The sequence below is a fragment of the Peribacillus sp. GL_122 genome (assembly GCF_057835005.1).
Genome location: NZ_CM174415.1, coordinates 3330305 through 3356509 on the forward strand (window position 1 = coordinate 3330305; position 26205 = coordinate 3356509).

At 41.0% G+C, this 26205-nt stretch carries 18 protein-coding genes and 1 riboswitch; of the genes, 2 read left to right on the forward strand and 16 right to left on the reverse strand.

Features of this window, described 5'->3' with window-relative positions; translation table 11 throughout:
• Positions 1-192: 192 nt before the first annotated feature.
• From AC3ISB_RS16030 to ku, 11 genes are all read right to left on the reverse strand, one after another.
• On the reverse strand, positions 193-2085 hold the full coding sequence (locus tag AC3ISB_RS16030) for a PTS fructose transporter subunit IIABC (RefSeq protein ID WP_141993738.1): 1893 nt from the start codon (positions 2083-2085) through the stop codon (positions 193-195).
• Between the two features lie 4 nt (positions 2086-2089).
• Positions 2090-3010: a 1-phosphofructokinase gene (gene pfkB / locus AC3ISB_RS16035; protein ID WP_480339432.1), complete on the reverse strand. Its 921-nt coding sequence runs from the start codon at positions 3008-3010 to the stop codon at positions 2090-2092.
• Positions 3010-3762, reverse strand: coding sequence for a DeoR/GlpR family DNA-binding transcription regulator (locus AC3ISB_RS16040; protein ID WP_098369383.1), 753 nt, complete (start codon positions 3760-3762; stop codon positions 3010-3012). Before AC3ISB_RS16040 ends, pfkB begins: the two co-directional genes overlap by 1 nt.
• 232 nt (positions 3763-3994) lie before the next feature.
• The gene (gene odhB / locus AC3ISB_RS16045; RefSeq protein WP_141993739.1) at positions 3995-5263 is read right to left on the reverse strand and encodes a 2-oxoglutarate dehydrogenase complex dihydrolipoyllysine-residue succinyltransferase; all 1269 of its coding nucleotides are present in this window, start codon (positions 5261-5263) and stop codon (positions 3995-3997) included.
• A 1-nt stretch (position 5264) separates the two neighbouring features.
• Entirely contained in the window at positions 5265-8117 is a 2853-nt protein-coding gene (locus AC3ISB_RS16050) for a 2-oxoglutarate dehydrogenase E1 component (protein ID WP_141993740.1), read from the reverse strand.
• A 376-nt stretch (positions 8118-8493) separates the two neighbouring features.
• Positions 8494-9264 (reverse strand): dioxygenase family protein, encoded by a 771-nt coding sequence (locus AC3ISB_RS16055; RefSeq protein ID WP_489273710.1) that lies wholly within the window; start codon positions 9262-9264, stop codon positions 8494-8496.
• 75 nt (positions 9265-9339) lie between these two features.
• Positions 9340-10107, reverse strand: a complete 768-nt coding sequence (locus AC3ISB_RS16060; RefSeq protein ID WP_098369379.1) for a polysaccharide deacetylase family protein — start codon at positions 10105-10107, stop codon at positions 9340-9342.
• A 103-nt stretch (positions 10108-10210) separates the two neighbouring features.
• Positions 10211-13660, reverse strand: a complete 3450-nt coding sequence (metH, locus tag AC3ISB_RS16065) for a methionine synthase (RefSeq protein WP_098369378.1) — start codon at positions 13658-13660, stop codon at positions 10211-10213.
• Entirely contained in the window at positions 13653-15500 is a 1848-nt protein-coding gene (locus tag AC3ISB_RS16070; protein WP_098369377.1) for a bifunctional homocysteine S-methyltransferase/methylenetetrahydrofolate reductase, read from the reverse strand. Before AC3ISB_RS16070 ends, metH begins: the two co-directional genes overlap by 8 nt.
• A 103-nt stretch (positions 15501-15603) precedes the next feature.
• A riboswitch (SAM riboswitch) is annotated at positions 15604-15702 on the reverse strand.
• Between the two features lie 110 nt (positions 15703-15812).
• Positions 15813-16463, reverse strand: coding sequence for an MOSC domain-containing protein (locus AC3ISB_RS16075; protein ID WP_489273711.1), 651 nt, complete (start codon positions 16461-16463; stop codon positions 15813-15815).
• A gap of 507 nt (positions 16464-16970) precedes the next feature.
• Positions 16971-17813 carry a non-homologous end joining protein Ku gene (gene ku, locus AC3ISB_RS16080; RefSeq protein ID WP_141994677.1) on the reverse strand — a complete coding sequence of 281 codons (843 nt, stop codon included), beginning with the start codon at positions 17811-17813 and terminating at the stop codon, positions 16971-16973.
• Between the two features lie 151 nt (positions 17814-17964).
• On the opposite strand from ku, the gene AC3ISB_RS16085 reads away from it, so the two are divergent.
• Positions 17965-19809, forward strand: a complete 1845-nt coding sequence (locus AC3ISB_RS16085; protein ID WP_489273712.1) for a DNA ligase D — start codon at positions 17965-17967, stop codon at positions 19807-19809.
• A gap of 445 nt (positions 19810-20254) precedes the next feature.
• On the opposite strand, the gene dapF is transcribed toward AC3ISB_RS16085, so the two are convergent.
• The 5 genes from dapF to AC3ISB_RS16110 form a co-directional block, all read right to left on the reverse strand.
• The gene (dapF, locus tag AC3ISB_RS16090) at positions 20255-21241 is read right to left on the reverse strand and encodes a diaminopimelate epimerase (protein WP_489273713.1); all 987 of its coding nucleotides are present in this window, start codon (positions 21239-21241) and stop codon (positions 20255-20257) included.
• A 178-nt stretch (positions 21242-21419) separates the two neighbouring features.
• Complete coding sequence (locus AC3ISB_RS16095) at positions 21420-22721, reverse strand: NCS2 family permease (RefSeq protein ID WP_489273714.1); 1302 nt, start codon at positions 22719-22721, stop codon at positions 21420-21422.
• 156 nt (positions 22722-22877) lie between these two features.
• Positions 22878-23450, reverse strand: a complete 573-nt coding sequence (locus AC3ISB_RS16100; protein WP_098369372.1) for a beta-class carbonic anhydrase — start codon at positions 23448-23450, stop codon at positions 22878-22880.
• An 88-nt stretch (positions 23451-23538) separates the two neighbouring features.
• Positions 23539-24333 carry a hypothetical protein gene (locus AC3ISB_RS16105; protein ID WP_141994673.1) on the reverse strand — a complete coding sequence of 265 codons (795 nt, stop codon included), beginning with the start codon at positions 24331-24333 and terminating at the stop codon, positions 23539-23541.
• 229 nt (positions 24334-24562) lie between these two features.
• Positions 24563-24883, reverse strand: a complete 321-nt coding sequence (locus AC3ISB_RS16110; RefSeq protein ID WP_403164797.1) for a DUF4870 domain-containing protein — start codon at positions 24881-24883, stop codon at positions 24563-24565.
• Between the two features lie 183 nt (positions 24884-25066).
• Between AC3ISB_RS16110 and AC3ISB_RS16115 the strand changes: the two genes are divergently transcribed.
• Positions 25067-25888, forward strand: coding sequence for an undecaprenyl-diphosphate phosphatase (locus AC3ISB_RS16115; protein ID WP_141994672.1), 822 nt, complete (start codon positions 25067-25069; stop codon positions 25886-25888).
• Positions 25889-26205 lie beyond the last annotated feature (317 nt).

The window sequence follows — 26205 nt, forward strand, 5'->3', positions numbered from 1 at the left end:
TAAAACAGTTTGCCTATTCGTTTCATGCGGCAGCAGTAAATACGCATGATAGTCATCTTAGATCCTCTATTTATAACTGCTTCCATCCAATAAAATTCAAAAAGGTTCCGGAATGATGCCATTCCGAAACCTTTTTGTCTACAAACTGAATGCGGATCCAATGCACTTGGACCCGCTTTCTTTCAGTTTTATTTATATCCGTTTCTTTTTCCAGAACCCTAATAGTAAGGCGGTGATGAGGGATCCTATTAAAATGGCCAACAAATAGAAAAATGGGTGATTGACAAGTGGGATGACAAATATTCCACCATGTGGTGCAGGGAGAGTCACGTTAAAAGCCATTGACAGTGCTCCCGCTGTCGCTGCACCGACAACACTACTGACGATAACACGCAATGGATCCGCTGCCGCAAAAGGAATCGCTCCTTCTGTAATGAACGAAGCACCCATGAAGTAATTAGTGAATCCTGATTTTCTTTCCATTTCAGTGAATTTGCTTTTAAAAAGTGTAGTGGCAAAGGCAATCCCTAGAGGAGGAACCATTCCACCAGCCATTACAGCAGCGTGCGGTCCGAAACTTTGAGCTTCAATGGCCGCTAGCCCAAATGTGAAGGCAGCCTTGTTTAGGGGGCCACCCATATCTACAGCCATCATCCCTCCAAGAATCAAGCCAAGGAATATTGCGTTCGTACCAGATAAACCTTGCAGCCAATTGGTCAACCCCATGTTAATTGCGGTTACTGGTTCATTTATGAGAAATAACATGATAAACCCTGTAATTAACATACCGAATACAGGATAGAGTAAAACCGGTTTAATGCCATCGAGTGTTTGCGGTAATCTGGAAAACAATTTTCTTAAAAGTAAGACGACATAACCTGCAAGGAAACCAGCGATCAGTCCGCCAAGAAAACCGGCATTAGCCTGTGCTGCCAATAATCCCCCTACCATACCAGGAGCAAAACCCGGACGGTCGGCAATACTTGAAGCAATGAATCCAGCCAGGACAGGGACAAGTAAGAAGAAGGCACCATTTCCCCCGCCAATATCACTTAATGCTTTGGCAATGGGATTATAATCCGGATTTGCCGGATCGGCTGCCTCGATTCCAAAAAAGAAAGAAAGCGCAATCAAGATTCCGCCCCCGACGACAAATGGAAGCATATTACTTACGCCATTCATTAAGTGCTTGTAAATCCCCAATCCTCCTTTTGCTGAATCACCTTCATCACTTTTATCGTTTCCTGTTCCTTTGTAAACAGGGGCATCCTGATTCAAGGCTCTGGTTAACAGCTCCTCGGTCTTCCGGATTCCATGGGCTACTGGGACCACAATGACATGTTTTCCATTAAATCGATCCATTTCCACCTGCTTATCAGCTGCAACGATAATCGCATCCGCCTCATCAATTTCTGCGGAGGTTAATCCATTTTTGATTCCTGTGGAACCATTTGTTTCGACTTTGAAATCGATTCCCATTTCCTTAGCTTTAGCCTTTAACGCATCGGCAGCCATATAAGTATGGGCAATTCCTGTTGGACAAGCTGTAACGGCTAGGATTTTAACTCCTTTATTGTTACCACTGGCAGCATTACTTGATTGCTGCTCTTCTATTTCTTCTTCATCGGCTTCCATTTCTTTTTGATTGATTATCTCCAACACTTCCTCACCAGAAGTAGCAGAAATCAATTGGGCTCTGAATTTATCATCCATCAGTAATGAAGAAAGCCGGGAAAGGGTTTCCAAGTGATCTGCATTCGCTCCTTCACTTGCTGCAATCATAAAGAACAAATGAGCCGGCTGCCCATCAAGCGATTCATAATCCACACCACTGACAGATTTGCCGAAACAGATGGCAGGTACCCTTACAGCACTTGTTTTTGCGTGTGGTATGGCTATCCCTTCACCAATCCCTGTGGTGCTTTGCTCTTCACGTTTTAAGATGGCAGCTTTGAAACCCTCCACATCGTTTAACCTGTCTGCATCGGCTAGCTTTCCTGATAGTTCATCAATGACTGCTTGCTTTGTAACGCTTTGCAGATTGATGATGATTGTATCCAATTTTAACAAGTCTGTAATTTTCATAGAGTCAGCCTCCTGTTAGATGATTGATGGCAATTTGCGGTAATAACTCTTCAATTTTATCCAATGTACCGAGATCGGATGAAAAGGCTGTAGCACTTCCTGCTGCAAGACTGAAGCGGAAAGCAGATAGAATATCCCCTGTACTTTCATATGTCCCGATGAAACCTGCGACCATGGAATCACCGGCACCCACTGAATTGATGACGTTCCCTTTTGGAACATTTGCGGAATATGCCTCTCCACCGGAGCAAAGCACGGCCCCCTGTCCCGCCATTGAAACAATAACGTTTTGTGCTCCTGCTTCAACCAATTTAGCGCCATATTCCCTAGCATCATCAACCGTTCTTATTTCGGTTGAAAAAAGCTCACCCAGTTCATGATGATTGGGCTTTATTAAAAATGGCCGGTGTGCAAGGACATTCAGTAATTCCTTGCCACTCGTATCCACCACCACTTTAATGCCGTTATGGGAACAAGACCTTGCCATGGCTTCGTATACATCCGAAGGAACGCTTGGAGGGATGCTTCCTGACAAAATGAGGATATCATTATTATTCATCTGTTCGATTTGACTAAATAATTGTTGATAATTCCCTTTTGAAATGATTGGCCCTTGGCTATTTATTTCTGTCTCCAGCCCTGTTTTCAATTTAACGTTTATTCTTGTATCTCCAGCTATCTCTGTAAAGTCCGTGTAAATCTCTTCTTGTCTTAAAAACCTTTTTACAAATTCACCAGTTTGTCCACCGATGAATCCTAACGCTGTCGTACTATTTCCCAGCCTTTTAAGCACTCGGGAAACGTTGATTCCTTTCCCTCCTGGGAATTTTGCATCATAACTGGTTCGATTCACCTTGCCCATTTGAAAACTCTCCACCTCGACCAGGTAATCGATGGATGGGTTTAGTGTCACTGTATAAATCATTAAATGGTCACGACCTTTATCTTTGGATTTTTATGGAGTTGAGCAATAGCCTCTTCATCATTGCTGTCAGTGAGGATTATGGCATCGCTTACATCTGCCACCTTAGCGAAAGTAGCTTCATTCAGTTTTGAACTGTCAGCAAGCACGTATGTCTCGTTAGAGAGGCGTAATGCCATCTTCTTCAGTAGAGCTTCCTCCGGGTCGGGTGTTGTGAAACCCAGATCTTGATGGATGCCGTTCATTCCCAAGAAACATTTATCAAAACGGTATTCATTCAGAAACTGTACAGCATTACTTCCAATAACAGCATTTGTCGAAAATTTTATCGTTCCGCCCACTAACACTGTTTTGATTTCCAATTCGATGAGTTTTGGAATATGCATAAGACCATTCGTCAGCACCGTTATATTTTTATCCTTTAAATAAGGAATCATTTCCGCAGTTGTCGTGCCTGCATCAAGATATATACAATCATTTTTCTCTATGAATGAAGCCGCCAGCTTTGCTATAAGTTGTTTTTCAGCTCTTGCTTTGTATTGCTTTTCCATAGTTGTTGGTTCAAGGCCTTTTCTTTGAAGTAAAGAGGCCCCACCATGCACGCGTTTCAAGAGCTTCATTTCTTCGAGTTGCACTAAATCTCTCCGAATGGTCGACTCCGAGGCTTGTAACTGATCTACAAGCTCTTGCAGCTTTACCGTTCCTTGTTCTTTAAGGATCGATAAGATGAACTGGTGCCTTTCAGTTGTCAACAATTCGCCCACCTCACTTTAATATCATCATCATATATGAAAACGAAGCAATAATCAATCATAAACGTTTAAAAATACTCAAATTCATTCAAAAATACCTTCAAAAACATTCATTTAGATAGATAGATATGACCTTCTTGAATCCCATTATCTTTTTTCTATGAAAATATCCTTTCAGTTCTTCACACACAAAAAAACCCCATGTCATGATGACATGGGGGTTCGTATTATTTTATTAGCCTTGAAGTAAAAGTTGTTCTGGATCTTCCAGCATATCTTTGATAGCCACTAAGAAACCAACAGCTTCTTTTCCGTCAACGATACGGTGATCATAAGATAATGCAAGGTACATCATTGGCCTGTTTTCGATTTGATCTCCAACAGCGATCGGACGAGTCTTGATTGTATGCATGCCCAAGATTCCAACTTGAGGGGCATTCAAAATTGGTGTAGATAATAGGGAACCGAAAGTCCCGCCGTTTGTGATAGTAAAAGTACCACCTGATAAATCTGAAAGTCCCAGTTTGTTGTTACGCGCTTTAACAGCTAAATCCGAAATGTTCTTCTCGATTTCAGCAAAGCTTTTGCGGTCAGCATCCCTTACTACCGGAACAACAAGACCTTCATCAGTGGATACAGCTACACCGATATCATAAAAGTTCTTTTTCAGGATATGGTCGCCTTGGATTTCAGCATTCAATAACGGATATTTTTTCAATGCGCCAATGACCGCTTTAGTGAAGAATGACATGAAACCAAGTTTAACATCATTTGTTTTCACGAAAGAATCCTTATGGCGGCTACGCAATTCCATGACTGCAGAAAGATCGACTTCGTTAAAAGTAGTAAGCATGGCTGCTTCGGATTGTACTTGAACTAGACGTTTGGCAATGGTTTGACGACGGCGTGTCATCTTAACCACTTCAATGCGGTCATCATTCACTTCAACAGGTGCTGCTGCTTTTTTAGCTGCAGGAGCTTGTTTAGGGGCTGCAGCAGGTGCTGCAGGTGCATTACTTGCTGCTTCTACGTCTTGTACACGTACGCGACCTAGTGGATCGGCTACAGGCACTTGAGTCAAGTCAATTCCTTTTTCGCGAGCCAATTTCCTTGCAGCTGGTGATGCAATAACTTGTTGAGTGGATGATGCTTCTTTCGCTTCCGCTTTTGGAGCCTCTTTAGCAGGAGCCGCTTGTTCAGCCTTAGCTGGCTCTGCTTTAGCTTCTTCAACCTTAGGAGCTTCCGCTTTTGGAGCTGCAGCAGCTGATCCATTTTCATCAACGATGGCGATAGCCTGTCCAACTTGGACAGTATCGCCTTCTTCTGCTAAATGTTCCGAAAGTGTACCAGTATAATCTGAAATGATTTCTACGTTCACTTTATCCGTTTCAAGTTCAAGGACATATTCTCCTTTTTCAACGTGATCACCGGGTTGTTTTAACCATTGCGCAATAGATCCTTCAGAAATTGATTCTGCTAATTCAGGTACTTTTACTTCAGCCATTTTATTTCTCCCCCTCATTATTGCGTGTAATTGCTTGAGTCATAATCCGTTGTTGTTCATTTTTATGGACAAGTGGATCTCCCTCAGCCGGGCTTGATCTGCGCTTCCTTCCTATATATGTTACTGAAAGATTGCCAGGAGCCGCTGCATTTAGGCGTGGTTCAACAAATGTCCAAGCACCCATGTTTTTAGGTTCTTCTTGAGCCCAGAAGATTTCTTTAAGATTTGTATATTTTTTCAGGGCTTCTTGAACTCCAGTGAATGGGAATGGATAAATTTCTTCGATACTGATGATTTGCAACCAATCTGTATTTTTTTCAGTTGCCGCTTTTTCACGAAGTTCAACCGCCAATTTACCTGATGCAAAAACAATGCGTTCAACCGATTTAGGTTTTTTGCCCAAAGCTTTGGTTTCTACGAATGATTCAAAAGAGCCTTCACTGAATTCTCCTGCTGTAGAAGCCATCACTTGATTACGAAGCATACTCTTCGGTGTCATGATGACAAGCGGGCGTACTTGCTCTTGATCCAAAATCTTAGCTTGTCTTCTAAGGATATGGAAGTATTGAGCTGCCGAGCTTAAGTTGGCAACTGTCCAGTTGTTTTCAGCCGCTAATTGAAGGAAACGCTCCAGGCGTGCACTTGAGTGCTCTGGTCCTTGTCCTTCATAACCGTGTGGAAGGAGCATGACAAGACCTGATTTTTGACCCCATTTTGCACGGCCTGCCGCGATGAATTGGTCAAAGATCACTTGTGCTGTATTAGCGAAGTCACCGAATTGTCCTTCCCATAATACAAGTGTCTCAGGTGCAAATACATTATAACCATATTCATAAGCCAGAACTGCCGTTTCAGTAAGCGGGCTGTTATGAACAGCGAATGATGCTTTGGCAGTTTCTAGTGTGTGAAGTGGTGAATATGTTTTTCCGTTAACACTATCATGTAACATGATATTACGTTGAGCGAATGTTCCACGCTCTGAATCTTGTCCTGTCAAACGGATTGGAGTGCCGTCACTCAATATGGATGCAAATGCCAATGTCTCAGCATGAGCCCAATCAACTTTTCCGTCAGCACCAAAGGAATCCAAGCGACGTGATAAGATCTTTCCTAATTTTTTATTAGGAGTGAATCCTTCTGGCCACTTAACAAGTTCTTCGTTAATTGTAACAAGTTCTTGTTTCGGAACTGCCGTATCAATGGCTGGAAGTCCTTTTTCAATAATCCCAGGAGGATTACATTCTTTAGAAGCTTCCGGTTTATTTCCGGAAATTTTCGCATATGCATCTGCAAGCCTTGTATCTACTTGCTCAGCAATCGCTTTAACTTCAGCTTCAGTGAACTCGCCAGATTGAATCAGTTTTTTTCCATAAAGCTCTTTAACGGTTGAGTGCTTATGAATTAATGCATACATTTCAGGTTGAGTCACCAATGGCTCATCCATTTCGTTATGGCCGAAACGTCTGTAACCGATCAGGTCGATCAAGAAATCCTTGTTGTATTTTTCACGATATAGGTTAGCAAGGTTCACAGCAGCCATACATGCTTCCGGATCATCAGCATTCACATGCACGATCGGCACTTCAAAGCCTTTGGCCAAATCACTAGCATATAAGGTAGAACGTGAATCTTCACTTTCCGTTGTAAAACCGATCATGTTATTCGCGATGATATGGATGGCGCCACCAACTTGATAACCGCGTAAACGGCTTAAGTTAAACGTTTCAGGTACAATTCCTTCACCTGGGAATGCTGCATCACCATGAATCAGGATTGCAAGAGATTTGGAAATGTCTTGAACCGGGAATCCTTTTTCAGAACGGTCTTCTTGTGCCGCACGAGAATACCCTTCCACGATTGGACCGACTACTTCCAAGTGACTTGGGTTATTGGCAAGTGTTATCCTTGCTTTTTGTATATTTGCTTTAGTTATCTGTTTATCCAGACCTAAATGGTATTTAACATCACCAGTCCATCCATTGTTAATGCCTGTTGAACCTTCGGAAGGAACCAAATCTTTATTCGGTGAATGTTGGAATTCAGAGAAAATGACCTCATATGGCTTTCCTAATACATGTGCAAGCACATTCAAACGTCCTCGGTGAGCCATGGCAATATTCACATTCCCCGTTCCGTTTTGAACGGTTTGTGAAATCATTTCATCTAAAATCGGAACCAAAGCATCCAGTCCTTCAATAGAGAAACGTTTTTGCCCTACATATGTGCGGTGAAGGAATTTCTCGAATCCTTCGACTTCATTCAATCGTTTAAGTAATAGTTCTCTTTTCTCTTTAGTCACTTCCGGGAACATGTTTCCGGATTCGACCATATCAGTAAGCCATTGCTTTTCATCCAAGTCATTAACATGGTGAAATTCAAAGGCTATCGTTTTTGTATAGAGTTGTTTTAGGTATTGTACGGCTTCGTATCCGTCTTTCACGTCTTCAGGTGATTCCGGGCAAATAAAGTCAGCCGGTATTTTCCTTAAATCATCTGCAGTCAAGCCATATTTTTCAAAGTGAATTTGTTCAGTGTCAAGAGCTTCTTCTTTTAAAGGATAAATATTTGCAGCAAGATGTCCGTATGCACGGATATTTTCAGCTAACTTTACTGCAGACATAATTTTCTTCATTGGAAGAACTTCTCCAGTTTGTACAGTTGGTGCACTTCCAATCGTTGTTTCTACCGATACATCGAATGAAGGAGGACCTGCTACTTCAAAAAAGTTTTTCAGTTCCGGATCCACTTCTTCCGGGTTGGCTAGAAATAGATCGTATTGCTCCATGACATACCCAAGGTTTGGACCTGAAAAAGCTTTCCAGTGGTCTAATACCTTAGAATCATTGATGGTCATTTTGTAAACCCCCAAATTTTTCTCATAATTTTTTTCATTACGTTTTATCCATCCCCAAATTTCTTTCTTCTAAATTTTCCCCAAATATATGATATATATAAGATATATAATAAATAACTTTGGTCATTGAATAATAAAATTTTAAAGGATAAAACGTTTTCAGATGTTATATTAACATGTTTTTGTCGAAATATCCAAAGGTTAAACAACTTTATGCAACCTTTTTGAAACTATATTTCTGTTTAATTCGTCAAAATACGCTTTTAATTGACTTTTTTGCTCATTTAAGTCTTTTTTTCGCTAAAAAAAGATTTTTGTATTTTTGTATAATGATTATTTTTCAGGTAAATTTAACTAGTTTGAAAACCCTTTCACTTCAATCAAACTTCCAAGCTGTTAAACTTAGATTGCCATATTGAAAGCTCCTGTGCAGGAGAGCTGCCTTTTTTTTGTCATCCCCTGACCCCATTGCGATGACCAATGGAATGAAATGCTCTTTGGAAGGCACAGCCTCTGTACTATAAGGGGCGGTTTTTTCATATTCAAACAAGGATTGCAAATCCCATTTCATGATTTTCTCTTCGACCCAGTTCTCAAACTCGATTGCCCATCCTTCTGCAACATGCATATCCTCCTGTATTTGGGTGAAATTATGGACAATTCCACCGCTCCCGATGATCAGGACATTACTTTCCTTTAATTCCCTCAATGTTTTCCCGATTTCATACTGCTTGTCCAATGGCAGCGCAGGACTAATGGATATAGATACGGTCGGGATATCAGCTTCGGGATACATGATATGCAAAAGCCCCCATGATCCATGATCTAGAGGGCGCCTTTCATCAAGTTCCCCCAATACACCTATCCTGGACAATAAGGTTAAAATTCGATCTGACAGCTCCAGGCATCCCCTAGCTGGATAAGTTATCTGAAATATTTCTTCAGGATACCCTACAAAATCATAAATGACTTCATGCTTCCCTACTGCTGAAATCATTTGATCTTCACTTTCCCAATGTGCTGACAAAATAACGATGGCAGCAGGTTTCTTCATAGTTTGCATATAATCCTTCAAAAAAGAAGTGTAGTTATTCTTTTCCAAAGCTAATAGCGGTGTTCCATGTGATAAAAACAATGATGGCATCATAGAAACGATAAATCCTTTCGCATTGTAATCTCAATACCCTATACCTTAATTTACTATAGATAAACATTGTGTTCATCAATTAAATTGCAATTTCGGGGTTGTCTCATCAATAGTATCAAAGGTATACCCTTCTTTTTTAAGAAATTCAATTATATCAGGCAATGCTTTCACTGTATTCTTCATACTATTGATATCATGCAATAAGATATTAACATGCTTTTGATTTTTCGTCCCTTTTTGTACGGCAGTAATGATTTGTTGTTCACTTATTGACGGACTGAAGCCATCTGTCGAGTCAATGGACCAATCAAAGTAAATATACCCTTTTTCCTTTAGTTGTTGAAGGATTCCATTGATGATGGGTTTCGTTGCAGCCTGATGCCTCAGACGATTATTCGAGCCGCCAGGAAGGCGCACAATACGGCTTTTTATCCCATACTCCTTTTGCAGCATGGTTTCAAGCCTATTCAAATCTTGAAAGAAACTCTCAGTCGATCGATAAACGATGGAATAATCATGTGTATAAGAATGAAGGGCAATCGCATGACCGCGGGAAACCATTTCCTGATAACTTTCCTTTGCGTATGGTTCTTCATTCCCTTTAACGAAAAATGTGGCCTTAACATTATAGCGGTCCAAAATATCCAATATCTTCATGGTATTCAAAGATGGTCCGTCATCGAAAGTCAAATAAGCGATTTTCTGATTTTCCTTACTTTTTAGAATCGGTGTCATCTCTTCAGGAACCATTGCATGTACTTGAATGTTCTGGACATCCACAACCAACAAAATAATAATGAAAGAACCCGCCATGGAAAGAAATAATTTCAGGATATTCTTCATAGGTGTTGCATCCCCTTCCTTTTGACCATTAAGATGTACCAATTAAGGGGTTTCATGCGTAATAAGGCAGCGGTAAAAAATACCGCTGCCTTTATTAAATGAGTTATCGATCAACATTAAAGTAGCGGGCCTCAGGATGTGCAAAAACAATGGCTGACACGGAAGCCTCTGGTTCCATCATGAATCCTTCAGTCAATTCCACGCCAATATCCTGAGGTTGTAACAGCCGGAATAGCTTCTCCTGGTCTTCCAGATTAGGACAAGCAGGATAACCAAATGAAAACCTTTGCCCGGTGTACTTAGCGGCAAACCGCTCTTTCATGGACATTTCAATTGGATCGCTGATACCTAAATCATCCCGCATTAATTGATGAATTCTTTCCGCGAAACCTTCAGCTGTTTCGAGAGCAAGTGATTGAAGGGCGTGATTTTTCAAGAAATCACCTTCAAGCTTTAGTTTTTCTGCCCATTTTCTGATCCCTTTTCCGGCAGTGACCAGGAAGAAACCAACATAATCCATTTGCCCGGAGGAAATCGGTTTCGCGAAGTCCGCTAAACAAAGATGCGGATTCGTATCTTGCCGGGGGAAGTCGAAAGTTTCCAAAACCTCGTTATGATTGTCCGGGTTGTAAACCAATAGCTTATCTCCTTCGCTTTGAGCAGGGAAAAATTGATAAACTGCATTCAAGCCATAATCCGGTTCCGTCTTTAGGAATTCAATCAATTCATCAACGAGATCATTGAGCTGCACTGCTTTTTCATTCCCTTGCTTAAGCAATTCGGAAACTTTACCTTTTAACCCCAAATGATGTCCAATCAGCATTTGCCTATTAATATACGGCTGGATGACATCCAATGGATAGTTTTTCAGGACGTGACGCTTGATGTCACGCGGTTTTTGAACAGGAGCATCGCTTAAAGGCGCAGCTGTGGACTGCTTCCGAACAGGTTTTTCCATCGTGGCAGCAATGGCGGCATTCGCTTTCGCTCTTTCTCGTTTCTCGACTAACTCTTCCAAGTACACCACTTTTTTGTCAGAGTCATGTAAAATATTCGTTACAGCCAAACCATCCATCGCATCTTTGGAATATAAAACCGGTCCTTCATATTCAGGTGATATTTTAAAATCGGTGAATTTACGGGATAATGCTGCCCCTCCCACTAAAATTGGGGTATCTATTCCCGCTTGCCTTAAATCCTGTGCTGTTAAAACCATTTGCTGTGCAGATTTGACAAGTAACCCAGATAGGCCAATGATGGTTGGCTCATGTTTTCGAACCTCTTCTATGATTTGTTGCGGTGCGACCTTTATTCCCAAATCAATGACTTCATAGCCATTATTGGATAGGATGATATCCACTAGGTTTTTCCCGATATCATGCACATCTCCCTTGACAGTCGCCAAAAGGATTTTCCCTTTCTTAGCACTATCTTCAGAGTTTTCCATTAGTGGTTCAAGGTGAGATACTGCCGCCTTCATCGCTTCAGCACTCTGAAGCACCTCTGCGACAATTAGTTGGTTGTCATTAAATAACCTCCCCACCTCACTCATGCCATCCATCAATGGTCCATTGATGATTTCCAATGGGGTGTCACCGCGCTCAATCGCTTCATTTAAATCATCAACCAATCCTTCTTTCGTTCCTTCGATAATATAGTTACCTAAACGTTCATCCAATGGCAGGATCACACCATTATCCTTTTTCTCCGCTTTTTTCCCACGATAAAACTCGGTAAAAATCGCTAACGTTTCAGTTGAAGTCTCAAACAGGAGTGCCTCAGCCAATTTCACTTCCTCTTCCGGTATCAGAGCGAAACGTTCAAGTTTTTCTGTATTCACGATAGCATAATCGAGACCGGCTTTTGTACAATGGTAAAGGAAAACTGCATTTAATATTTCCCTTCCCCTCGCTGGCAGACCGAAAGAAACGTTAGAAATGCCAAGTATCGTTAGGCATTCCGGAAACTTTTCTTTAATCGCCTTTATTCCATTCACCGTTTCCAATGCAGATCCAATATATTGTTCATCCCCTGTGCCTACAGGAAATACAAGCGGATCAAAAATGATGTCACTTTTGTTTAGACCGTACTTATTAACGAGCAAATTCACAGACCGTGTAGCCACTTCCAATTTCCGTTCAGCATCGACGGCCATCCCAGTTTCATCAATCGTTCCTACGACAACGGCAGCACCATATTGATGGACTAAGGGTACTATTTTTTCAAAGCGCTCTTCACCATCTTCAAGGTTTATGGAATTAATGATCGATTTTCCTTGTGAATGTTTTAATGCTTGTTCAAGTACGACTTCATCCGTAGTATCGATGACCAATGGGACTTTCACTTTTTTGACGACCTCTTCCACAAATTCCTTCATATCGCCTAGCTCATCCCCATCAGGATCAGCAAGACAGATATCAATGACATGGGCGCCTTTTTTTACCTGGTTACGTGCAATTTCGGCAGCTGGCTCGTAATGCTTTCCACGTATCAGCTCCTTGAATTTTCGGGAACCGATAACATTCGTTCTTTCACCTACGAATAAAGGACGCATTGAATCATCATAAATTAGCGGCTCTATGCCCGATACGGCATGACCATGGGCTGCTTCCGTAATTGTACGGGGCTTCATGCCTTTGAGGACCCTGGAAAGTTCTTTAATATGTTCTGGTGTTGTACCACAACATCCGCCAATGATATTGACCCATCCCTTTTCGGCAAATTGCTTCATTTTCTCTGCAAGGGAAGTAGGTGACTCATGATAGTGACCTTCTTCATCAGGAAGCCCGGCATTCGGATAACAGCTGATGGCACTATTTGATATATCTGCAAGTGTCCTGATATGGTCTATCATGAATTCCGGTCCTGTTGCACAATTCAGGCCGACCGCAACGGGCTTCATATGTTCAACCGATAAATAAAAAGCTTCTATGGACTGGCCGGCAAGTGTCGTACCCATCGGTTCGATTGTCCCTGATATAATGACAGGTACATCCTTTCCTGTTTTAGCGAATGCTGCTTTGATTCCGGAAAAGGCAGCCTTGACATTAAGCATATCCTGACACGTTTCCACCAATAGCAAGTCTACCCCGCCATCCAAGAGACCCAGTGCCTGCTCTTCATAAGAATCGGTTAAAATATCAAAAGTCGTTCCACCTGTTACGGAAAGCGTTTTTGTAGTGGGTCCCATCGAGCCAGCTACATACCTTGGCCATTCATCATTGGAATACTTTTCACAAGCTTTAACGGCAAGCTCAGCTGATATCTTATTTAGCTTGTAAGCGATAGTGCTTATTTCGTATTCCTCAAGAACGATACTGGTCGCTCCGAAGGTATTTGTTTCAATGATATCTGCACCTGCTGCCAAATATTTTTCATGGATGGATTGAATGATTTCCGGTTGCGTCAGTGATAAATATTCATTGCAGCCCTCGAATTGTTCCCCGCCAAAATCCTCGACTGTCAAATTCTCCGCTTGAAGCATTGTTCCCATCGCCCCGTCAAGAAGGAGAATCTTAGAATTTAACTGATCTTGAATCGCTTTTTTATTCATGTACTGCCACCTCTGATGTATGTTTACTATCGACTTTTCTAATATATTTCGTAAGTTCCGCCGTCATTTCATAGCGAAGGAACGGAGTGATTAAATATATGCCCTTGAATTTTTCCCTTGCCGCGTCCACTAGCTCTCGCGCAATATTCACTCCTTCAATCCTTGACTTTACAGGGTCATCCCCTGCTAACGCCATGGCCCTTCTAACATTATCAGGCAATTTGATGCCTGGGATCTCATTATGGATGAATTCGGCGTTCCGGGTGCTTGTCAAGGGCATGATACCGATGAAAATCGGGGTTTCTAAATGTTTTGTGGCTTCATATACTTCTTCGATTTGCTCCACGGAATAGATTGGCTGTGTCAAGAAGGATTGGGCACCGCAGGCAATCTTCTTTTCCATTCTCAGTACGGCTTTATCCAGATATTTCACATTGGGATTAAACGCTGCCGCAATTTTGAAATTTGCCCTTTGGCCCAAACTTTGACCGGAATAGGAAAGACCTTCATTAAATTGTTTGACCATACTTATTAGGTCAAAGGAAGATAAATCATAAACCGAAGTGGCCCCCGGGAAATCCCCAATTTTTGAAGGGTCTCCGGTGATGATCAATATTTCGTTCAGCCCCACCGTCTGCAGACCCATTAAATGTGACTGCAGGCCAATCAAATTTCGATCACGGCATGTTATATGCACCATCGGCTCTATATTCAATTGGTTCTTCAGTAAATTAGCCAGTGCATCATTCGATATCCTTGGTGAGGCAAGCGAATTATCCGCTAATGTAATGGAATCGACCCCTGCTTTTTTCAAAACCTCGGCACCAGTCATGAAGCTCTCTATACCTAACTTTTTCGGTGGATCAAGTTCAACTAGAATCGTCCTTTCTGTTTTGGCCTTTTCGAACAGGGGACGTTCCAATTCTCTATCATTCACTTCAATTATTTCTATTTCACGGGATTTCGTAAATTTCTCTTTCACAGGAGCCAAACTTCCAATCGCATTCTTTACAGCTTGAATATGCAGCGGAGTCGTTCCACAGCACCCTCCTATGATCGCAGCACCCTGCTCACGAAGTTCTAGGGCACTTGAACCGAAATATTCCGGCACAGCTTTATAGACGAGCCTTCCATCCACATAATCCGGGAGGCTGGCATTTGGGTATATGGCAATTGATGCTTGCTTTGGCAAACTCACTTCTTCCAAGGCCCGAATCATATGATGTGGACCGAGACGGCAATTCACGCCAACAACATCGGCACCCAATTGCTCGAGTTTTTGAAAGGCTTCATTTAAATGGATTCCATTTTGAAGATTTCCCAGTTCATGCATCGAAACATTTGCGATGATCGGCAGTCCAGTTTCATTTTTAACGATTTGCAGGACAGTTTCCAGTTCTTCCAGGTCATAAAATGTTTCCAAGAGAATCCCATCAGGGTTTTCCATCAAAAGACTGTATAGCTGTTCACGAAAACCCCGTTTTATCTCTTCAATACTTAAATCCGATTTCCTGATGCTCCGCTGTGCCCCTATGGTACCGAAGACGTATGCCTTTCCTTTTGCCGCTTTTTTAGCAAGAATGACTCCCTGGCGATTGATTCTGCTTACTTCATCTTCAAGTCCATACCGTTTCAATTTGTTGAAATTGGCTCCATATGTATTCGATTGAAGGATATCTGCACCAGCTTCCAGATAGGCACGGTGGATGGACTCTATTTGATCTGGGTTCGTGCAGTTTAATTCCTCATAACATTGATCGATGCCATTTGAATACAATAAGGTCCCCATTGCCCCTTCCCCAACCAGTATTCTTTCTTTCACGTCTTTACGAAAATTCATCATTACACCCTCTCTCAAAAACAATCCTGTTTTTGTCGTATTCTATGAGTATGAGAGAAAAGGAAAAAAACCTTCTCAAAGAAGAAGGTTTTTTGAAACATTCTCCTCATCTATCAAGCTCTGCTTGCTGGATTTAGCACCTTTGCCTAAGCTGGTTGCTGAGGTTTCTTCGGGCCAGTCCCTCCACCTCTCTCGATAAGATCCATTATATAATTTTCACAAGATTTCAAAATTTGATTATATTTAATTTACATTAATAATCTGTCAATTTCAATACCTGATCGACATTTTTTTCACTTTTGCAAAAATCATTCAATCTTTTACAGCTTGAACCCTCATCAAGATCCTTTGTTTCCAGTCTTCCGCTAACGAGTCTAGTGTAAGTAAAGCCTTTGCGCCTTCCAGCCCATCTCGTTTATGAAGAATTACCTCTGCTGCATAATGAACTGAAATTTTTTCTTGCAAACGATCTATCAGCACAATCTCGTTTTGTTTAGTTATCGTTCCTTCTTGAAGTACTCTTGCAAAATAACCAGTGAAACTCGTTTTCAGCACGAGTTCCAAAAACTTAGGTTCTTGATTGAAGTGGGAAATGGTCGAACAAGGTATCCTCCCTTGGTTAATTTGAACAATCACTTCTCCTATTTGATAAATATCGCCGATATACGTTGATTCTTCCCTCATCCCCGCTATGGTTAAATTTTCACCGAATGCAGGGATTTCCAGCTTTTTAGAGAATTTTTCATTCCATAATGAATAATGCTCAAAGGGGTAAAAGCACAAAGCGCGATCAGGACCTCCATGGAACTTTACATTACCTACCCCATCACCAATTATACCTGATTTAGTCACTGTCACATTATCCTTTGCTTGTTTATCCATTGCTGAAAAGATATCGATATTCGAAAAAATTTCATGCTTCGGCTTCCCGGCATGAAGTGCTCTAATTTTTCCATTTTGCATTTTGCATCTTCCATTCATATTTAATGTATATCATCCTGTATGTATAAATTATACTAAAAATCCATTTTATTCTGTAGTTTTTTATAAGAATATGACAATGCAAAAGCCACATGAGCCGTTAAATGGGCGAAATATCATTGATTTCCAGAAAAATTCATAGGTTAGTTTCAGTAATTTTGTTGCTATTTCAGAATTAAATATGGTAGAATATGAACACAATATATAGTCGAAAACTACAACCGTTCGCCTATATGTTGATTTTCACGATTGAATTCCTCATTGTCGCTCTTTAGGGAGCGAATTTTTTTGCCTTCATTTCCACCTATCATTTTCTTTTAATTCCATTCTGCTCCTTACATCGTGATCCACTTACATATTTGCACTATCTTTACCTATGTAAATCTCCCCCTGTTAATTCACTTTCATTACCTTATTAGAAGGCAAATCCCCTTGCTAAAACAAGCAGAAAGCCGAGCGACATCATGTGTCTTCCGCTCAGCTTCCTGTTTAAGCTTGTTTCTTTTTTTTCGGTGCCACTTTCTTTCGGGTCGTCTTTTTCATTTCCGGTTCATCATGTTTCGTTCGGTCAATGGATGCCTGTAACGCCTCCATTAAATCGGTTACATTGTTGGAAACTGGTTCTTTTGTTTTGGCTGTAATCGTCGTCTGTCCAGCTTTCTTTGATTCAATCAATTCAAGTAACGCGGTTCGATAGTCATCGGTGTATTTTGTAGGGTCGAAAGTAGTCGTTAATTGATCTATCAATAATACGGCAGTATCGATTTCTTTTTTTACAATGGTATCATTGGCAGGGATATTCGGAACATCCGCTGTAGAGCGGACTTCATCCGGATAATGAATCGTTTCCATCACCAAGGTATTATCAACGACTCGGATTACCGCCATTTGTTCTTTAGAGCGAATGATGATTTTCGCTAACCCTACCTTATTCGATTCCTTGAGGGCCTGCCTCAAAAGGGAATAAGCTTTTATCCCTCCGTCATTAGGGGACATATAATAACTCCGGTTAAAATAAATGGGATCTATTTCTTCAATTTTAACGAAATCTACGATTTCCACGGCTTTTTCTTCGTTTTGTTTTTTCAGTTGTTCTAGTTCATTGTCTTCCAACACAACAAACTTTCCCTTTGTATACTCAAAAGCGCGGACTATATCATCCTTCCCCACTTCTTTCTGGCATACCGGACAAACCTTTTCGTATTTAATCGGCGAATGACATTCCTTATGCAACGTCCTCAAAGAAATATCCTTATCCTCCGTTGCGGCATGAAGTTTGATCGGAATGTTCACCAAACCGAATGATATGCTCCCCTTCCACATCGTATGCATATTCGTCACCTCATAACTTATTTTTAAAGAGAAGAACAATTTTATTATTCCCCTTTGTTCAAAAAAAACCGAAAAAACAATTGCCAACTCTAACACTTCGTTTTTTTGGCAAAATAATGTTAATCAATTATTTGCGGAGGTAAATACAAAAATGAAACCGATGCTGCCAACCTATTACCCCGAAGCCCCCAACTCCAAGGATTGGCGTTATGAAGTCAAATATGACGGCTTTAGGGCTATTTTAACGATAGACTCCGATACCATAAGCATTTCAAGTCGGAACGAAAAGGAATTATCACCACAATTCCCGGAAATCATTGCTTACATCAAAGATCTGGACCTGGAAGAATATCTCCCGCTTCAGTTAGATGGAGAATTGGTCTGGCTTACCAATCAGGCGAAAGCCGACTTTTTTCAAATACAGTGGCGAGGGCGCCTTGGAAAACAATCCTTAATTTCAGAAAAAGCCCGTTTTTCCCCATGCCGGTTTATAGCGTTTGACCTGCTTAGCATCAGCGGAAAAAACGTAGCGGCTAAACCTATGGAAGAACGAAGGAAATTGATGTTGAATATGGGGGCAAATCTTGGCTTTCCTATGCCTCCTGATCCCAACGATAAGGCTTTGATACAATTAATAGAGAGTTTTGACGTTTTGGATAATGCCTTGAATAAGGTCGCCCTATTAGATGGCGAAGGGGTTGTCGCCAAGGAAATTCGGGGTACTTGGCAAGAAGGAAAACGTACTACCTCTTGGATTAAGGTGAAAAATTGGAAGACCGTTTCTTGTTTCATTACAGCATTGCACAAAGAAAATGGTTACGTTTCCCTAGCAGTTTTAAAAGAAGGTGCCGTAACGAAAATCGGAAGTGTTAAAAATGGACTGAGCGCTCAAGATAAAAGGATATTGCATGAACTGATCAAGCAAAATGCATCAGACGAAGACGCACAATTTTTTTATATCCAGCCATCCATTTGCATCGAAGTTCAATACTTACACGTGTATGAGGTAAATGAATTGCGTGAACCTCAATTTTCGCAATGGCTTTTACAAACGGCTCCCGAAGAATGTACCTGGGAGAAATTCGTGCTAGGTCAATACACATTTCCAGATACTGTACAAATAACTTCCAGGGATAAACCGCTTTGGATAACAGGAGATGAACAGGTGGTAAAAGTTGAATACCTTCACTATTTACGGGAGGTTTCAGCTTTCTTCTTACCCTTCTTGAAGGATAAACTGCTTACGACGATCCGCTATCCTCATGGCACTTTGGATAAAGAAAGATTTTTCCAGAAAAACAAACCTGATTATGCGCCGTCCTTTATTAAAACGTTCATTGATGACGATATCGAGTATATGCTATGTAACGATATTGAAACGCTTCTTTGGTTTGGCAATCAACTTGCATTGGAATTCCATGCGCCATTTCAGAAAGCGGGTAGAACACGACCCGACGAAATCGTCCTGGACTTGGATCCTCCTTCCATCGAATTTTTCTCCTTAGCGAAAAAGGCCGCACAGGAAATAAAAAAGGTGATGGAATCATTAAGGATAAAAGCCTTTGTAAAAACTTCAGGTAACAAAGGACTGCAAATTCACATCCCACTGCCTGAAGACAGATTTACTTATCAGGAGACACGGATTTTCACCGACTTTCTCGGTGACTACTTAACAAGTTCCAACCCAAATAATTTTACAACGGAAAGAATGAAAATTAATCGGCATAATCGACTATACTTGGACTTTGTGCAGCATAGTGAAGGAAAAACCATCATCCTTCCTTATTCCCCGCGGGGAAATTCTTTCGCTGGTGTGGCTACACCTTTGTTTTGGGAGGAAGTGGACGATAGTCTCCAGTTAGAGGACTTTACGATTGAAACCATACCAAATAGAATAAAAAGGGAAGGGTGTCCATTTATGGATTACAGACTCGTCGATAATGGACCAGCCTTTTTGGAAGTATTGTCGTTCCTAAAACAAAAAAAGACCAACTAAAGAAGATAAAGTTAGACACTCCATTTATTAAAGCAGCCCTTTAGGGTATGAACTACCGGGCGCATGCACTTTGATTTGTTGTTGATCAAAGTAGTGAATATATCTTATAATTTTCTGTTGACATGAATCAAAAAACAATAGATCGGCACGCTCGCTTACGATTGATCGTGAATTTCAGGCGTTTACTCGTGAGTTTCAGGTATTTACTCGTGAATTTGGACTTTTACTCGTGAATTTCAGGCGTTTACTCGTGAGTTTGGCACTTTTACTCGTAAGTTTCGCGCTTTTACTCGTGAGTTTCGCAATCTCTTGAGTTTTCGACTTGTTAAGGTTCATTGAATGCCTTGCACAATCTCTAACTTTTAACCAAATTGAAAAAGGGGTTCGGAATTAAAACATTCCGAATCCCTTTTTAATTTAGATTAATACCTAGTCGGTACTTTCCTTATAATGTAGTTTTCAAATAACTTTGAACTTCATCCTGCAACTTAGCATATAAGCTTGTTTCCGCTTCAAAGTCCTGTTTTTCCAGGATTTTGAATTTTTCCGAGTGGTCTAAGTCTAGGTCAATCGACACCTTGAATTCATAGGTTGCGTTCCCGATTAAATCAATTGAATACTTTTGGCTTTCTTCATCATGGTGGACCACGCATTTAACTTTTCCGCCGTTATTGTAGACAGATATTTCACTTTCCAACGTGTTCAATCCAACAGAGCATGTTACTAGGCTTGAAGCCGACATCGCCGTTCCACATGCATTCGTAAAGCCTACTCCCCGTTCGAATGTCCGCACATAAATGCTCCCTGGTTCCAGCTCTTTCACAAAGCTGACATTGACACCATCAGGGAAAAGATCATTCGGTTGATTGACCTTTGTTGAAAGTTCATCCTGCAAATCACTTTGTAAAACCTCACTATCGACGAGCGTGATCAAATGTGGATTAGGAACCGCCAATGCCGAAAATAATAAGGTATCATGAAGTTCCGGCAATAATTCGTTTTGCAATTGTTCTTTAGCCAATAAAAGAGGTAGATCCTTCACATTAAAACTTACCGGGGAAATTTCCACCTTGAAAGTTGGAATTCCCTCATAAATATCTTCCGTTTTTTCCACGAGTAAATTTGCCTTCATCGTTTCCACGATCATTTTATCAAGCCCTAGAACGTCGTTCGCGTAACGTGCAACACAGCGAAGTCCATTGCCGCACATCGAGGCTTCCGATCCATCCGCATTAAAGACACGCATTCGGCAATCAGCATGTTCACTTTTCATTACGAACAAAATACCATCCGCTCCAAGCCTCTCCCTATCACATAGGGCCTTCGCGAAATTTTCCCGCTCTTCTTCAGTAAACGTCAGGGTCGTAGTCAATTCATCAATGATTAAGAAATCATTTCCTGAACCATGGCTTTTTAAACCTTCAATAATCATCCTGTCACATCCTCTAATATGCTGCTTGTCATTTATCATTTTTTTAATATTCTATATCATAGCATTTTCAAGATGGATGTGTCATCGCGTAAATCACAATAAATCCATTTTTTCCGACGAAAAAAACAGAAGAGCGGTTGAATAAGAATTAACTCATTCCATCCGCTCTTCCAAAATATTAACCGATCATACCAATGATGAAATAGACGATAAACATTCCGGCACTCACATACATCGGGGCTGACACTTCTCTCGCTTTTCCGGTTACAAGCTTCAAGAACGGGTACAGGATGAAACCGAATGCCATTCCATCGGCAATACTGTAAGTGAAAGGAATGATCGTGATAATCATGATTGCAGGTATGCTCTCGGTTAAATCGCTGAAATCCAGCTTTTTTATATTTCCGAGCATCAAAATGCCAATGATAATTAAGATGGGGGCAATGGCGCTATCAGGGATTACTTTAATCACTGGTATAAATAGCAGTGATAGAATGAATAGCACACCAGTCACCACTGAAGTAAAACCAGTTCTGCCTCCTGATGCGATTCCAGCTGCCGTTTCAACTGTAGCAACGGTAGGGCTCGAACCGAATATGCCTGAAAGCAGAACGGACACACTTGTAGCCTGCAGCGACTTTTTATAAGCATCCTGGCGGTTTATACTGTCTACATGCCCGTGTACAAGACCAATATTTTCAAAAACAAGAACCATCGTCATCGCAAATACACTTATCCAGAATTCAATCCGGTTCGCTTCCAAGAACGATAATGAAAAGAAGAGATCACCGTAGGAAGCTGTGTCTATGCCTGATAAATGGATATTTGACAGTTGAACCGTCCCGAACCAATAGGCTATGAGGCTACCTGCCAGGATGGTAATCATGAAATTACCGGGGACATTCTTGATGAACAGCGTGATTGCCAGTAAAAAGGTCAACACCGTTGCACACACTGCTGGATCGCTTAAATCTCCCAGTGCGACGATAGATGATGAACCTCTCGTGATTATCCCGCCTTTCTCGAGCCCGATTAGCATCAAGAATAAGCCAAGACCGACAGATATGGCTTCTTTTATTGAACTTGGAATCGAATCACTGATTACCTTAGAGAATTTTGTAAAAGCGATGACTACAAAAATAACCCCTGAGATAAACACAGCACCAAGAGCAGATTGCCAAGATAGACCCATTCCTTGAACCATGGTATAAGCAAATAGGGCATTTACGCCCATTCCTGGAACGAGGAGAATTGGGACATTCGCCCAAAGTCCTATCATGACACAGCTTAAAGCAGATAAAAGAATCGTCGCAATCACTGCACCATTAATCGGAATGCCCGCTTCCGATAAAATCAGGGAATTCACGATGAGAATATAGACTATTGTAAAATAGCCGACCACTCCAGCAAGGATTTCACGTTTTCCATTCGTTCCGTAGTCGGAAAAATGAAAAAACGTTTCCAAGTTTAATTTCTTCATGTTGTATCCTTATTAATTTTGTCCCTCGCCCACCCGTTTGTATTAGTGACAAACTACACTTGGCGATTTTAACAAAAAAAAGGATAAAAATAAATAGAAAAGATCAAAATTCGAAAAAAACTGCCGGAAATAATCCCGACAGCCTCGATGAATTTATTATTTTTGTCCTTCTGCGTACCCGTCGACTACCAATTCCAACTTCCCTGTATCAGGCGAAATGATTAGACCATGTACAGGAATATTTTTAGGGATCAAAGGGTGTCCTTTAATCACTTCCACACTGTTCTTACAACTTTCATAAACATCATCAAATCCGCGAAGCCAACTGCGGATATCGATTCCTGCAGCTCCCAGTGTATCGATGGTGCTCTTAGGTATATCACGTTCGATCATCTTGTCTACTACAGAATCGGCATCGACTGATGCCATCCCGCAGTCATGGTGAGGTATGACCAATACTTCATCTGCCTTTAGCTCATAAATAGCAACAAGGATACTCCGCATGACACTTCCGAATGGGTGGGAGACGATTGCCCCGGCAGTTTTCAGGATTTTGACATCGCCATTTTTGACATTCAAGGATTTTGGCAATAGTTCAACGAGCCGAGTGTCCATACAGCTTATGATGACCATACGTTTCTCAGGAAACTTATCCGTTCTATACTTAACATATTCACCTTTTTCTACAAACTGTTCATTATAATCAAGAATCTCATTAAGTAAACTCATATTTACCACCTTTTTATAAGTATTTAATCTATGTATTCCACTATGATTATATCAAATATTTAAAAGATTTGCTAAAGGGTTATCCTTGTCAATTTGAACGATGATTTAAAGTGGCTGCACAGAAGCCCAAGACGATGATTTTAGGAATTTCATCAACATTTGATGAAAATGAAAGTATGGGTGTATTTGTCTTGAATCGTTTCCCCCACTCCAAAGGCATCCAGCCCTCTTGGTATGAAACTATTTTTTCCCCTTCTTTTGTGGCAATCTCGAATGAATTCACACTTCCCGGCGTTTCAATGGGCATCCATTCCGTACCATCTTCCTTATATATCATACCATTAATCTTCACGAATGACCGATTTTCTTGATACGATCCAATAATGCCGCCCTGATCATCCATGATCGTCAATTTATTGAAAAGTCCCCTTTTGATATGGTACTTAGCCAGCAAACGCCCCTCATGGTCCACCAGTTCATAACGCTTGGCCAGGAGCATCGACAAGAAATTGGGTATCATCCACATGAACCACTTCATATTCGAATCCCGTACCTCGCCCATTAGAGACCCGTCCGGCGCAAAGAGAAGCAGGCGCAATGTCGGTGCTGGCATAAAAGTCAACAAAACATGTTCATTTTTAAATAACCCAGCATTTGTCCCGATGTGTTCATCAGGCAATTCCTTCATTCTATTTTCATATATACGATGACTGACAAATTGGGCAATGCTAAAGAAAATAAAAGGAGACGTTATCAATAATATATTGCCCGGTATCATCGCAAAAATATGGCAAATGAAAAATACAATGGCCAAAAGAAGTGATATCCAAGATGCATGAAAATTTGAATTGCTCGTTTTCTGATAATATTCACGTATATTCATATCCTGCTCTGCTCCTCACTCCTTACAAGAAAGATTGCCGCCTTGAACGAACATTGATTAGCAATACTACAAGCCGCCCGGCATCCACTTCCTAAAAGTGCATTGAAGTAGTTATCATAATACTTTATTCGCTTTAATGTGATCTATTCCCTTTTTAATGTAGGGCAATTCCCAACTTGGTTCATATAAAAAAGGACTCCTAATTGAACGGAATCCTTTTACATCAATACTATAATATCCTGAAAATCAACGGGAACCTATAATCCGTTCCTTCATAAGCCCTAACGGCAGCAATGATGGTGAATACGACTAAAGCTATCCCGATAACCGGCAATAGCAAGAATCCAACCAATACTATAGTGAGTATCCCTGCAACTATTGAATATACGGTGTAGGAAATGAAAAAATTCAGGTATTCCCTTCCGTGATAATCCACAAATTGTGACGAGCCCTTCTTCAATAACCAAATCACTAAAGGACCGATAAATGCTGTAAAAAAGCTGATCACATAAATAAGGGCAGCAAACACTCTTTCATCTTTAGTAGGCATAGTGTCTTCTCCTCCTTTCTCATATGAATAATTACGAATCAAGGGCAAAATAGTTTCATTTTCCCTCTCATTATATTCGAAAAAGGTAAAATTGGACTACCTTTTCTTCATAAAACCCAATTGGCAAAACATATGACAAAAAATCAGAATATGTTCATCTGTCTTGTGCATACAGTTTAAATAATGGATGTCCCATACCTTCTAGAATGGAGTGATGTTTTTTTGCTTAACGAATTTCAAGCCTTCATCCTTGGGATCATTCAAGGCTTGACTGAGTTTTTACCTATTTCGAGCACTGGACATTTATATTTAGGACGGCATATTTTCCATCTTGACGAGGCCGGCATTTTTCTGGATACCATGCTCCATATCGGAACCTTGCTGGCGTTATTGGTCGTCTATAAGAATGACATTATTGCCATTTTGAAAAACCCTTTCTCCAAAATGACTCTGCTTCTCATTGCCGGGACAATCCCTGCAGTGATTGCCGGTATTTTACTCGGGGATTGGTTTGATGGCCTTTCAAAAACAGGTGTAACCATAGGATGGGAATTTTTAGCAACTGGACTGATTTTATGGGTAGCGGACGGAGTAAGAAAAGGCGGCAAATCCCTTAATGAAATTTCGATTAAAGATGCCTTGATCATCGGTACCTTCCAAGCTGCTGCCATCATGCCTGCCCTTTCGCGTTCCGGCCTGACGATAGCCGCTGGTCTATTCTGCAGGCTTGATAGGGCCACTGCAGCCTATTTTTCCTTTTTGCTATCAATTCCTGCCATTACCGGGGGCATCGTATTTCAGATGAAACCGATTTTTACAGGAGAAGTTGAACGGCTGCCACTCACTGCGCTTTTCGTCGGAACCCTTGCCGCAGCAATCTTTGGTTATATAGCCGTAGTATGGATGATCGATTTCTTAAAAAAGCGATCACTGAAAATATTCTCCATTTATGTATGGGCCCTCGGCGCAATCATTTTATTCATGCAATTCACAGGTGAATTTTAAAGAAAAAAGCAGTTTTTCATGGAAAAATGCACGCGTTTGCCTTCCGATTTCACCCTTGTTGAAAAAGTTGAAATTTGACGAAAAAAAAAGGCAAAAAACCTATTCCCAAACCGTTTTTTTTTTAGTATTATACCTTCGTAAGGTTCTTTTGATTTGCATATTTTCTGACAATAAAAATAGGGAAGGCAAATGGTGCGCCACCGGTTTCCGGTTCTAGTGGGTTCGATTCCCACCCCGAAATTTTTTGATGAGCGACTTAAAAAATTTCGAGGGTGGGCAGCGACTACGCATAAGAACTGCCCTCAAACGGAGGGACG